The sequence below is a fragment of the Prevotella sp. HJM029 genome, assembly GCF_000599605.1.
Classification (GTDB): Bacteria; Bacteroidota; Bacteroidia; order Bacteroidales; family Bacteroidaceae; genus Prevotella.
The window spans coordinates 68,996-82,081 of the sequence record NZ_KK082669.1; the positions used below are offsets into that span (position 1 = coordinate 68,996).

13 protein-coding genes and 1 pseudogene are annotated in these 13,086 nt (G+C 41.7%); 3 read left to right on the top strand and 11 right to left on the bottom strand.

Annotated features, from left to right (window positions below; all coding sequences use genetic code 11):
• The coding region (locus tag X919_RS15265) for a transposase (RefSeq protein ID WP_253270130.1) at positions 1–893 on the top strand (893 nt) is incomplete at its 5' end.
• 442 nt (positions 894–1,335) lie between these two features.
• Here X919_RS15265 and X919_RS17425 read toward each other — a convergent pair.
• Together X919_RS17425 and X919_RS17430 are read right to left on the bottom strand one after the other, a co-directional pair.
• The gene (locus X919_RS17425) at positions 1,336–1,836 is read right to left on the bottom strand and encodes a 4Fe-4S binding protein (RefSeq protein WP_371212591.1); all 501 of its coding nucleotides are present in this window, start codon (positions 1,834–1,836) and stop codon (positions 1,336–1,338) included.
• Positions 1,837–1,839: 3 nt separating this feature from the next.
• Complete coding sequence (locus tag X919_RS17430) at positions 1,840–2,436, bottom strand: FMN-binding protein (RefSeq protein WP_371212590.1); 597 nt, start codon at positions 2,434–2,436, stop codon at positions 1,840–1,842.
• Between the two features lie 97 nt (positions 2,437–2,533).
• Here X919_RS17430 and X919_RS0110525 point away from each other — a divergent pair, with 97 nt between their 5' ends.
• Positions 2,534–2,905, top strand: coding sequence for a DUF488 domain-containing protein (locus X919_RS0110525; RefSeq protein ID WP_028900068.1), 372 nt, complete (start codon positions 2,534–2,536; stop codon positions 2,903–2,905).
• Here X919_RS0110525 and X919_RS0110530 read toward each other — a convergent pair.
• From X919_RS0110530 to X919_RS0110560, 7 genes and pseudogenes are all read right to left on the bottom strand, one after another.
• On the bottom strand, positions 2,902–3,528 hold the full coding sequence (locus X919_RS0110530) for a LysO family transporter (RefSeq protein WP_028900069.1): 627 nt from the start codon (positions 3,526–3,528) through the stop codon (positions 2,902–2,904). The two genes, X919_RS0110525 and X919_RS0110530, sit on opposite strands and share 4 nt — an antisense overlap.
• Positions 3,518–3,808, bottom strand: a pseudogene (locus tag X919_RS0110535) (LysO family transporter); the annotation flags it as partial. The gene X919_RS0110530 and the pseudogene X919_RS0110535, both read right to left, overlap by 11 nt.
• Before the next feature lie 420 nt (positions 3,809–4,228).
• Positions 4,229–4,495 (bottom strand): PqqD family protein, encoded by a 267-nt coding sequence (locus X919_RS0110540; RefSeq protein ID WP_028900071.1) that lies wholly within the window; start codon positions 4,493–4,495, stop codon positions 4,229–4,231.
• 15 nt (positions 4,496–4,510) lie between these two features.
• Positions 4,511–4,975, bottom strand: coding sequence for a S24/S26 family peptidase (locus X919_RS0110545; protein ID WP_028900072.1), 465 nt, complete (start codon positions 4,973–4,975; stop codon positions 4,511–4,513).
• A complete protein-coding gene (locus tag X919_RS0110550; RefSeq protein WP_028900073.1) occupies positions 4,972–5,856 on the bottom strand; it encodes a hypothetical protein in 885 nt (294 codons plus the stop codon). The genes X919_RS0110545 and X919_RS0110550 overlap by 4 nt, the downstream gene beginning before the upstream one ends.
• A 64-nt stretch (positions 5,857–5,920) precedes the next feature.
• The gene (locus X919_RS0110555) at positions 5,921–6,352 is read right to left on the bottom strand and encodes a hypothetical protein (RefSeq protein WP_028900074.1); all 432 of its coding nucleotides are present in this window, start codon (positions 6,350–6,352) and stop codon (positions 5,921–5,923) included.
• 43 nt (positions 6,353–6,395) lie between these two features.
• Complete coding sequence (locus tag X919_RS0110560; RefSeq protein WP_028900075.1) at positions 6,396–7,262, bottom strand: sigma-70 family RNA polymerase sigma factor; 867 nt, start codon at positions 7,260–7,262, stop codon at positions 6,396–6,398.
• Between the two features lie 447 nt (positions 7,263–7,709).
• On the opposite strand from X919_RS0110560, the gene X919_RS16655 reads away from it, so the two are divergent.
• Positions 7,710–7,937, top strand: coding sequence for a hypothetical protein (locus tag X919_RS16655; protein ID WP_155949712.1), 228 nt, complete (start codon positions 7,710–7,712; stop codon positions 7,935–7,937).
• 369 nt (positions 7,938–8,306) lie between these two features.
• Here X919_RS16655 and X919_RS0110570 read toward each other — a convergent pair whose 3' ends face one another.
• Both X919_RS0110570 and X919_RS15275 read right to left on the bottom strand, forming a co-directional pair.
• Positions 8,307–10,109, bottom strand: a complete 1,803-nt coding sequence (locus tag X919_RS0110570; protein WP_028900077.1) for a hypothetical protein — start codon at positions 10,107–10,109, stop codon at positions 8,307–8,309.
• A 64-nt stretch (positions 10,110–10,173) separates the two neighbouring features.
• The gene (locus tag X919_RS15275) at positions 10,174–13,065 is read right to left on the bottom strand and encodes a hypothetical protein (protein WP_051502507.1); all 2,892 of its coding nucleotides are present in this window, start codon (positions 13,063–13,065) and stop codon (positions 10,174–10,176) included.
• Positions 13,066–13,086: the final 21 nt, after the last annotated feature.

Consider the following 13,086-nt stretch of genomic DNA (forward strand, 5'->3'; position numbering starts at 1 on the left):
TACACTTTTCCAGGACATTTGGTGTGATGCTGTTTCAGGATGCTTCATCAGGCAAAATACTCTATCGCAAGTTTGTCAAAAACGAAACTAACAGAGATTATCTTGATGGACTTCGGTATATTGCGGAGCGTGGAACTATGGTAGTGTCTAAAAAAGTGTGTAAGTTCAACATAATTCTTATCTTTGCATTAAGTAATAAAAACAACAAGAATATGGAACTTACACAGGGACAAATTTCGGAAATTATTTCGAATTACACAAGTAGCAGTGAAGGTTTTGTCACGCTTCAATCGTTGATTATGAATTCTTTGATTGGCCACGAGCGCGACTTATTCGTCAAAGCGAATAAGAATGAGCAATGCACTGGCTTTCGTTCTCGCCGTTGGTATTGTAAGGGCTATACGTTTGTCTTGCGCATACCACGTAGCCGTAGCGGCAATTTCTATCCCGTACTTTTAGGGATTATTCGTAGCGAATGTGAAGAGCGTACCGCCTTAGTTTATCAACTTTATACCAAGGGACTCACCACAGAGCAAATTAGTGAGGTGATAGAGACAGTTTATGGTCGGGCTTATAGCAAACAGCAAATCTCTTACTTGGCCAACAGTTGTCGAGAAGATGTTGAAGCATGGCTCAATCGTCGACTATCAGCCCACTATCTGGCGATCTATATTGATGCCACCTTTATCGCAACCCGGAGGGATCAGCAAGTATCCAAGGAAGTCTACTATACCATACTGGGTGTGTTGGAGGATGGAAGTCGGGAGGTGCTTACCATTGTCAATTATCCAACTGAAGGTGCTTTAATTTCTATTGGCATCTGTTGCAATGGAAGAAACACAGACTACATATCGAAGGAAAGTCTATCAAGGGAGATGCTGGAAAGAGAGTAAATAATTTTGAACAAAATGGAAGATATGGAAAATTATGATTACACACTTTTTTAGACACTACCAGAATGAAACTTTATAAGCACACTTTTGTCATATAAGCCTAACTTTTACATAAAAGAAAAACAGCCCCGGAATCACTTCCAAAGCTGTTATATCTTGTGATTGAAATTTCATTGAAATACGACGATCACTCGCCGGGTTATCCAACAATCTTAGTCTTTACCTTTAAAGCCTAACACCTTTCGATCACATGTTTTAAACCTAATAACTAAAAACCTAAACAATCTATTAACCTTTTGTGTTTGCAAAGATAGCATATTCATCTTTATGTAGCAACTCTTTAAATGCTTTTTAGCATAAAATTTGTTTTTTATTGATTTATATCAAAATGTGAACTGGCGTGTCATATATTATTATAATGGATCTTATCCTCGAGATATAATTAAAACTTTGAATTTTGTGCAATCTTAAAGAGTGTCCCTGTTGAACATAAGAAGCAACAATAGGGACGCGGCACAAAGAAGGAAAAAAGTAGAAATACAATACCTAATGTAAGAACAATCCAAGAAGCACTTTGAATGATGATGGCAGAGAATACCTCATAATCCATCCATTTAAACGTAATGTCAAGTAGCATCAGCATGAGCAACAAAGCCCAAAGAATTTCGCGAAAACGATTTAGCGCTTGCACAACTTCTGTTGACATTCTCCAGCGATACCACTTGTTTACCTTTCCTACCAGCTCCTGCAACGAGCCACACGGACAAATGTTTGTGCAATAATAATTTTTCTTTCCAACCAGCGGATAGATAAAAGCTGTAATCAATATAATTATGGGGATGGGTAAAGCCCAGATATCCACACCATTAGCCAAATAACCAATCATAAGTGCATAGGAGATAAATGTACCACACCAAAAGCCCAATACGGCTACGTTGAGCACCAACTATAATGTGCGATAGCTCTTTCGGTGCAAAAAGAGTGGTAAAATTGATGCCATCAACACCACAATCAGTCCTGCTGTGGTTTTTATGTCAAGATTTATTAGCTCCCAAATATCTTTTTCGTGTGCATTCTTTGCAGCAAAGACTGATCCTTGTTCAACATTGCCAATGATTGCTTTTGACGAAAATGTTGCGCCGCTCACGGCATCCACTTTCATTCGTTGTGCTTCATCGATTTTCTTACCATTCCTGGCAGATAATAAACGACAGGCCTCATGAAAGAATTCGGGAGTCTCTTGATTCTTTTCAGCAACAATCCTAACCACCCTCTTGTCTTTAATATAAATCTTCAACGGAACCGGACCACCATATCCTGTGATATTCTTACCCAATTGCAATGTGCGAATAACCAACATTCCATCGGCTAAACGCTGCAAGGTATCGGAAACCACATTACGCTGCTCTACGTTCGGTATTTGGCGATGCACTGAAACTCCAAACAAGCGCCCATTTCGTACCACAGCCAAAGTGGCCATAACCATGAAACATGAAAATAGCGATAACGCCTGAGCAACCTTCTTATTCTTTATATTTATCATATCTTACTACATTAATTTTGCTGCAAAAGTATAAAGAAAAACATTTTTTAAATATGTTAATTCCGTCCTTTTAATATATATTAGTACCTTTGTCTTCATGAATACAATTAGCATAAAAAGGGTTTACGAGCCAGAGGATGCCACTGATGGTTTCAGGATTTTAATCGATAAACTATGGCCAAGAGGTATGGCAAAGGCTAAAGCAGATATAGCTTTTTGGGCGAAGTTTATTGCCCCTTCGACTGAACTTAGAGAATGGTTTGGACATAAGCCCGAGAACTTCCCTATATTCGTGCAAAAATATACTGAAGAACTGGAGGACAATCCTGAAACAGAAGGCTTCATCGCATTGTGTAAAAGACAACTGAAGGAAAACAATGTTACGTTGCTCTATGGTGCAAAGGATGAAGTGCACAATCAAGCAGTCGTGCTCAAGAATTTTATCGAGACAAAACTCAAAACAACTTAAGAGCAAAAGAGAGTGATGAGCATGGGGATACTAATTTCTAAAATTAACCCATGGAAGACTGCTACAGGAACGACACGCTGATCGCCCGAAGCATGAAGGATTGATGGTAAGCATACGTCCATTGAACCTATTCCAGCTGTTGAGATAGCTGCCAAGGAGCCTCCTTTTTTTGTCAATATTTGACAAGAAAATAGCGACAAGAGTTCGCGTGTAACATTGGTCAGTAAAGCGATTGTGCCCAATTGTGTAGCTGCTGCTACGCCTACCGTTGCCGCTTTTAACTGCGCAATCAGCACAGAAGAAAGTGAGTAGTAACCAAAGCCACTCCCCAAAGCCATTACATCGAACATACTTTCGTGATGAAAAATGAAGAAAGCAAATAAGGTAAAAAGCAAGGTACCCACAATTGTAAACAATGGCAAGAGTAGCATTTTAATATTAATAGAACGAAACATCGCCGTGAGGTTGTCCATTGCGCCCACACCGATTCCCACTTGAAGAATCAACACGCAGAGCACCATCATAGGAAGTGATTCATCATGCATCCAATCGGGTGCAATGCCGCTCATACCTACAAAAATACCACCAATCAGCGCTAATAATAATGACAAATTATTTTTCATTTGCTGTTTCTTTCTTATTTATAAAACGATTGAACAGATAACCAGCACCAAAGCTCCCTATCATGCCTAACACTGCTATGACGACAGCCTGCCAACCAAAATAACCAATGCTGCTCACCAAATCATGATTAGAGCCAATGGAAATGCCAAATACAAAAAGCAAAACCAAAACAGTGTAATGCTCTGTCTTCTCTACAACTTTTATATGACGCACATTGCGAAATACATAACCTAAGATGACACCTATAAATAAAACAATGAGTATTCTAAACATTTTCTTTGATTGGAAACTTCTGCAAAGGTATAAAAATTCAAGAAACTTACAAAATTATCTCTATCTTTTTCATTTCCTTCATTACCTCTATTGATTTATATCAAAGAAGCGAACCTCAAGTTAAGCATTTGACATTATGTTATAAATGAACAACTCATTTTTTGTGGTCTTTATAAAAAAATGGAAAGGGAAATCTTGTCCATCCAATGAAAAGAAAACTAAAAAAATGAGATGTTCATATTTTGTTTTAAGCGTATTCGAATGATAAAATTTCTCTAATTTTATAGAATTAGCTCAGAATAGATAGAAGGAGACTAAAGCTTGACTGAAGCAATATAGTGGTGAAGCTCCCGGCAGTGCCAAACCTATTGAGGAAACGAACTGCAGAATTCCTATCAGCTTTGTAGAGTAGAAAAACACTTTCACCTACTCTGCAATTCCTGCGTCGCACCAGACTTTTATCAATTGCTCTACATCACGTAGCGCCTCACCCTCGGCAACATCATATTCCTGCATTAGCAATTCAACAAGCAGTTCGGGGGTAAACTCTTTCCCCTGCACTTGCTTCCACAGATAGGCTGACGTTTCGTTCATGCTAATGATGTCGCTAAAATCAATATTTTCTTCACCCTCAGCAACGATGATGTTTTCACCGCACACATTTCTGAGATTAAAATCTTTCTTTGTTCTCATATCTAATTTTCTTCATTAAAGTGCTCCAAAATATTTTATCCAAAAACGGCGATAAACGCCCAAAAGAATACGGCGGAAAGGACGAAGATTTACCCAAATCATAGAGTAAATACGCCATTTGCAACCATCAATACGATCTAATGTGGTGCGCCCTTTGCGATAAAATCCAATTACCGAAGCGCGAACATCTTCCTGTCGGCAATATTCGTTTGCGAGGTTTCCATCACCACAGAGCACCACACGATTGCTATGGATAGCCACAATGCGATGGAGCACATAATGCCCTGGTCGCACTTCGGCCAAAACGGGATCTCCTTTCTTAAGGTGTTGCACCTTTATTAATAGTGCTTTGTCACGCCCATTTTCTAAGAAAGGACGCATACTATAGCCCTTCAGAGGAAGCGTTACGGTGTGCCCCTCGTTTAACATTTTAACCACTTCGGGCAGTAATTGTGCATTTGAGAAGGTCTTCTGTGTCATTTTTTCAACATTTGATAGGATAATTCGGCTGCAGCTTTATCGGGACGGCAATGTAGCGTACAGATGGGAACAAGCTTGATAAACTTACTCACCACATTACAGATGTTATCAAAAATAACTTTATCCCATTTCATTGAGGAGCACGAGGGCAATAACGAAGCGAATGCCTGTACTGTTTGAAGCTGATCCAATCGATTTTCGTCCGCCCGCTCAATACGCGTAATGGCAGCCAATTTTGCCTTTCTATTGCGATAGCAAGGTGTCTTTCCACTCCATGGACTACCATAGATAAAAGGCATCCCATCAATAATGCGAATGATAGGGTTGTCATCATTGAGTAATTCGCTTCCAGGAATATGAGTCAACCACAGCCCTACGTGAGTGCTCTTCCCTGTTCCACTTTTTGCAATAAAGGGATAACCATAGTCGCCGTTCTGCACCGTTGAAGCATGAATCAACAAGGTGTCTTTAAAACTTCCAGCGAAGGCCATCGCCAACATCAAAACATTATTCAAACCGAAACATCGCTTATGAATATCGCCATAAAGCTCACATCGATAAGCTGTAAATTGTGCGCCCGTTAACAATCGAGCGCAAGTCTCACCATAAATGTCTTTAATGGTGAATTGATAATCGTCGTTATTGATTTTATCCACCACCGTATCGCCGTTCCCAGTATCAAAGGTCCGGATAGTATGACATAGTGCTTCGTCTACAGTATCTAAATTTTCATCTATTGTTAGTGTGAAAAGTAATTCGCATGACGGAGTTATTTTGCAATAAAAGTTCCTCGAAGAAGGAAACACTTCGAATAAATCTTGCAATTCATAAGATGACTTTATACACAAGAAATGCTCTGCTATTTCAAAATAATAATCCATGCATCACTAAAAACGTAGAACAATAATAAGACAACCGCAATATCCAAACGACCACCTTTCCATACTATTTAGTCTGTACCTCTTTCTCGATAGCGACAGGAGTATAGCTAAATTCTTCTGGTGTGAGATATTTAATGGTGTAAGAAGCTGTACCATTCTTCTTCGCACGTCGATTAGCCAGCATCAGATAGCGGCTACGCATACGTTGATATTTCTTCTCTAAAGCAGCACGTGAAGTTGCCCAAACTGTGACACAAGTAGCATGTGGGTATCCCTGTGCAGCCAAATAATCACGCAACTGGTTGGAATACTCTTCACGTCCATACAAAAAATTATTCCTATCTATCGCCGCTTGAGCAATTGTTTGCAAATCCGTAAAATAAACAATTGAATCATTAAAAGAGGCTGCAAAACCATAGAGATGTACGGTTTGTCTTCCCGCATAACTGGCTACACTGCAAAAAAGAAGACTTAATAAAAACAATATTTTCCTCATTTTTTCTTTATCCTTACTTTTATATTAACTATTTTCTTGCATTTTATTGTCCTAAATAAGACTTCAAACCCTTATTCTTTGTATTGTTACGCAATTTCCTAATTGCTTTTTCTTTTATTTGCCGCACACGTTCACGTGTCAATCCATATTCATTCCCAATCTCTTCCAATGTCTTTTCAGACTGATTTATACCGAAAAAAGCTTCTATTATCTTGCGCTCTTTTTCATTCAACAAACTCAATGCTGAAATAATTTCTGCACGCAACGATTCTAAAACAAGATGCTTATCAGCCATAACAGCTGCCTCATTGGGCAAAATATCAAGCAAACAACATGCATCATCACCCTCTGAAAATGGTGCATCAACCGAAAGCTGATGACTATCATCGTGGAATGCTTCCAGGATTTTTTCTTTTGTCATCCCTACTCTATCGGCAATCTCATCGAGATTGGGACGGCGCTCATGCTCTTGTTCAAAACTATTCAATACACGCCGTATCTTATTGACAGAATCTATACGATTTGAAGGTAAGCGCACAATCCTACTATGCTCAGCAATCGCTTGAAATATACTCTGTCTAATCCACCAAACAGCATAAGATATAAACTTAAAACCACGCGTCTCATCAAATCGTTCTGCCGCGCGTATCAACCCCAAATTCCCTTCATTTATTAAGTCTGAGAGCGCCAAACCTTGATTTTGGAATTGCTTAGCCACCGAAACGACAAACCGCAAATTGGCACGCGTTAATTCTTTTACAGCTTCACGATCCCCATTCTTTATCCGCTGAGCTAGTGCCACCTCCTCCTCCATAGAAATCAAGCTTTCATGCCCAATCTCTTGTAAATACTTATCAAGCGAAACACTTTCTCGGCTCGTGATAGATTTCGTGATTTTCAGCCGTCTCATTAAGCGTTAATCTTTTAAAAGTTGCACAAATGTACTATATTTTTAGTTTCCTTGCAAACATTTTCCTTTTAATTTCAAAATTATTGCATAGTCTTCTGTAAGGTTATAGAGCCAACAAACAACTGCAAAATTATGATATATTTTTATAGAACTCGTATTTCGGTCTTTGAAATTTAGTTTTAATCTCGGCCTTCTATTAATTTTCTTCTGCATCATTACAATCTTTTTGCTTGTAAAATTATTGAAGTTAGCCTACTTTGACATGTATTGTCTAATGGGCTTATTTTATATTCTGACGAACCCTTCGCCGAATACTTTTTTCTGATTAAAGTTGTTGGCGAACCCTTCGCCGAATACTTTTTTCTGATTAAAGTTGCTGTCGAGACCCTCGCCGAATACTTTTTTCTGATTAAAGTTGTTGTCGAGACCCTCGCCGAATACTTTTTCATGATTAAAGTTGCGAGCAGAGCCTCCGCCAACATGCCTTTCTATATTAGAATGATTGGACATGGTATCGCCAATCTGCCATCAACCTATCTTCATCCACGCGATGGCATTTTTGCCAATGTCCATCCATCAACGCTATGCGTCATGACCTTTGCGCTGTGGCATATGTGCTTACGCATGCCCGATTATGTGGTGTGCCCTACCGCAACGCGGTTTTACTTTCGATAGCCCGGGGTTGCCGACGATAGGAGGCTCCCCCGGATAACGGCGCAAGCAAAAATGCTACCCCCTTGGGGGTTGTACTTTCTTTTCTTATGCCTTGCCCATTTGCACATATCAAATGGATTTGTTCATGAATGATATTCCTTTTGCACAAATGAGTTTAAAGAAAGTACTACAATGTCAATGGCATAGGTTCCCACCCTGCAAACGCATCCAGGGTAGGCTCCTATCGTCGCCTACCCTGGCCTATCAAAAGTACAAGCCCTACAGGCTTGGTTCTCCCACAGTCATTTGCACACGCGGGTTAACGACATTCGCACATAGTCACGGCCACTACAATGCTTATCGAACCCATCAGCAAACGCCGAAACCATTTTAGTAATAAACAAAGGGGCGCACATGAGCTACCTCAAAATGGGCTTCCTGCGACCATAACAGGCAAACTTGTGTGGGACGGAACAACAAGAAATGCACACGGTTGCCTGGTTCTCCACCACCCGACATATTATACCAGCCTGTTGGGAATGTTCCGCCCGCATCGGTGAAAAATTTCTGCAATTTCGAAAGATCCATCGAAAAGAATGTGTGCGTATCGTAAGGTTCGAAACTTGGATCAAAGAAATAATTTTGCGAATTATCGCCATAAGCATTGTCGAGTGTCGTCGGTGCAATTTTGCCCAAGGCCGAAAGCGCTTTTCGCCATTGCAAACCACTGGGCAAAAACCATTCTCCAATATTCTGAGTGGCCACACCAGGATTATAAGTGGCAGCATTGTGATAGGCTGGCAACAGATAGCTATGTGTTGTCAAATCCTTTAAATCCTTGGCAGGCAATTTAGGAGATTGCGGTATATGCATATTTGTCGCCATATCCGCATAGCGGCTTTCATCATAAACATTTGTGTTATGCGTGTAATCATAACCATCAGTAGTAAACTTAAAAATATAATCATCATCAGTAAGTTTAAAAGGTATGGAGTAATCATTTAGAGCAGCAACATAGTTTACGCCATCAGCCGCGTTATTCAGCGCAATTGCCATGCCTTTATCCGTGTCCGATGTTTTTTCTTTCACCACCACACCAATCGGTGTGCGCGTGCCTTTATCGCCAAGCGTGCCAACGGTGCCATCGCTGAAGAGATAGAGCACGGAGGGGCGGATGTTGAATTTCCACGTGTAGCTGTGGTTCTTTTTCAGTGTTGTATAAAGGTTTTGGCCGCCTGCAGAACCTGTTCTTTGAGGATCACTATTTATAAAATCAGACAACGATTTACCATAAAGAGTAGAAGTCGAGGTAAATCCAATTGGAAAATATAAAATAGCTATGTGACTATTGTCAGGATAATATAAACTATTTTTTGATAGATGCTTATAGACGATGGTTTTAGCCGAAGGTGTATAAGCTGGAGTGATATCAAATGTCCCTGAGACATTAGGAAACGGACCGATATCGGCATAAGTAAGGTTTCCTTTTAAATCGAATTTTCGCTGGCTATTATCTGTACCATCACCAGAGAGCCAAGTAATCTCGGCATTCTTCATCGGTGCGGTGTAGGTATTGAACTGCACACGCACACGGGCATCCAAATGCTTCATCTGGAGCGGAACCACATCCTCGTCATCATAAGTCACGGTATGAACTGTAGTGCCAATCATAGCATTACTGCCAACATAAACTTCTATATCTGTTCCATTATCAGCAATAGAAGGATAATATGTTCCATTGTACTCTTCTTTATCCTTCCAGCAGACAAAGGTATATTCCTTTCCCGACTCGAGATACCAAGGGGTGGGCGTGTCGGGAATGAACTTGCCGTTCTTCACTTCGCCTTTCAAACCGTCGTAGCGTTGCCCATCTTCGGTTTTGATGGCGTAAATCATGTAGTGGCCATCGCTGATGGGTGTATCGCCGGCACGTGTGTTGCCCATGCAACTGCTGTCGGGTTCGAGTGTCATCTCGGCCTCCATGCCGTTACCCAAGTCAACCACTTGGGGTTGCATTGCCGCACGTGTTGCACCGCTGAATGTTCCAGGCAGGAATCGTTCCTCGCTGAACTGGAAAGTGATGCCTTTCGACACATCCACCTTCTTGCCCTCACCCACAATGTCTTCGCTGCTACAAGCGGACAGCAACACCGCCACCGCCAAGCAAGCTAATTTCAGTATATTTCTTTTCATATTCTTTCTTCGTTCGTTGTTTCTATTCGTTGAACTTCTTCTTATACCATCTTGAGTGGCCACATTACAATTCATATTCGCCACCATCAAGGTCGCCACCATCTTCCCATCCTTCTTCGGTCGATCCAGGCACCTTCGGCTTTACTTTTGTTCTGCTTTCAGCTACAGGACGGATGGAGCAGGCTCCCCCACGAATGCTTATTGCTTGTGGCCCGATTCCCCCTTCGCCAAAGGATATCGAAAAACCATCCTGGCTATCATTTGGGAGAGCCGTCCAATAATATGCTCCTATGCCTACAGAATTTAAAGTACCTGTACCATCATCACGCACGCCTAAAGCAGGGAAAAATATAGTAGCCCCTCCTATATTCGTTTTGAAGTTCCATCCTTTACTCCACATTCCCTCTATATTAAACTCACTCGAATTGGTAGTTCCAATCCCTGTTGTAGTAAAACCTGTCCCTGCCATAGAAGACGGTATGTGGAAACCTGCTGGACAAGGGTCGTAAACAGTCTTGACAATAGGATCATTACTCCAGTTGTAAAGATGGATATTATTAGCAGACCAAGTATTAGCATAAACTTGATTGTAAGGATCTCTTGCTAAATACATTACCCCTGGATTGTTGATAGTGGTACCAATACTTTGGGCACCTGCAACAACTTTAAAACTGGGATTAGCCGATGTTTTACCATTCGGATAGAATGTATCCGTCCCAGGTAAGGCATCTTTCCGTCCAAATTGATAGAGCGTAGCAAAACCTTCTTTATTAAAACCTGGATTTTGAGTGATTTCGACAAAGCTTGATGCCTTCGTATGATTATTCCCAGCTTGCTGTTCTATCGTAAGACGCGCTTTACGTGGCTTGTCATAAGATGTTGCCTCGTATTTCGTATATGCTTGTCCCAAGGTGTTGCGAGTGAATTTATAAATCGTTCCATCGTAATTCTTCACTGGAATTACGTCTAATGCATCGGCATGATCGAACCACAAGTGCCACGACCAAGCAATTCCTGAACGAAGGACTCCTATAACGGCATTACCATTTTGAATATCTTCTCGCTTTACTTCAAACTCTAAGAAATTAGGAGAACCTGGAATAATATTGAAAGATGAAGGACGAACTAAATTGGGCTTATCCTCCCAAACCACAGTACCTCCTATCATACCTCCACCTAAATTTTGATCAATATATGGATTAGAAATATCCCTATCGTCAGCTTTAAACGTCTTCAGCACATATGGTGTACCCGCAGGAGCTGACGACTTAAAAGAATTAGTATTCCACATATTATTTCTGATGCTATTACCATAAACCAGTGGGATGCAATAATAGCCTGGTGCAGAGATAAGATAGCAGTTGGCACTTTCCTCTATATAATTTCGTGCACCATTGCCACTTGGGTTTGCAAGGTTATAAGGGTTACTTGCAGTGCCTTTTGGTGTGGCATTCTTCAGTACATCGTTATATTCCTTCAGCCTATCGGTGATGGTTGCAGCCTCTACCGATGTATTCACCGACTCGGCGCTCCCTGCTACACCTGTGCCCTGGTCGGCAATATTGCCTAACCAAGCGGGTTTTGCTGCGCGCGTCACCCAGTTATTGGTGGTATAATCCCACTCCTCGTATTTGGTGACCTTCCAGGCTACGGGCTGTTTCGTGCCATCGGGTGCCTGACGATAGCTCGTCACTTCAAAAGCAGCCTCGCTATTGGTTTCGTTACCTTGATAATCAAATGTCTTGTTTTCTTTAGCCAACGTGAAGATATAGCCCCAGCTCGAATTCTTCTGTGAGAGCTTATATTCTCGTGTGGTGTTGGCCTTCCATTCGCCAGTCAAAGGGAATGATACATGCTTGGTGGTAGGACCTTCTTGATAATAGATGGTGACCTTAGCATGATTGCCATCTGATTTATTCGGTAAGGTTTGTGGAATCATCAAGAATGTGTAAGCATCGCGTCCATGACGATTGTTGGGATTTGTCGCAGGATTGAGTGCACCGGCCAACATCGTGTTGGGCATCTCTGCTGCATTCATGTTGATGCCATCGAGCGTTACGGTGGTTGTGGCAGCGTTAACCGACGTCCATGTGCCCGTTGCATTCAACGCATTGGGCAATTCGTAACGACCTTTGTATTTCACACCCGAGACTTCAATCTTCTCAATGGTGACAGGTGAGAGGTTGCTGCCGATGGAAAACTTCACAGCAGCCAAGGCATGCGTGAACTTGAGGTTGCTCGTGGGGTCGTTGCCATGCTCATAGTGCACCTCACCCGAGCAGGCTGTCATCAAGTCGACTTGGTCAACAACATTGCTTTTCACCTCAAAATCAACATAAGGCACCTGCGCATAGTTGCTCGGTGAGAGCGTGATGCCATTGGCTGCTGTAGCTTCGGGCGACACAGCATAGAAGCGACCATAAACATTCACTGGCCAGTCCCAATCGTAACGACTTACCAACGTGCCATCGGGATTAGTCTTTTCACCATGAAACCACAACAGCGCTGTGTTAGGATTGGATGCAGCTGTAGGACTTGCCGCACGATAGCCAATCGAAGAGAAGGTGCCAAGCGTGCTGGCGGTGAGAATTGTTCCACGTGTCTTCGCATCCACTTTCACTGGGTTAAGACCCTCAACTGTCGACTCTATCAAGCAGAAGTCATGAGGATTGCTGCCAGTAGCTTCGATCTTGCGTGGAGCAAGACAGCTTGCTGGAATGGGCTGCATACTCAAACCACGTGTTTGTCCGGTGGGGTTTTGTGCCAACGCATCCATCTGCACATCGCTCACATTGAAAGCCAATGTGGTGCCCATGTGTTTATTGGGCTTGTCGGTTGCCAAATCATCGTCGGCACAAGCTGCTGCCAAAAGAGCGGCAACACCAACGGCAACGAGCAAACCTCGGTTGCGAAGTCTGCTCCATGCAAGGTTGCTCAACTTATTCTTTATCTTCATTTTTGTTATTCCTTTTATTTT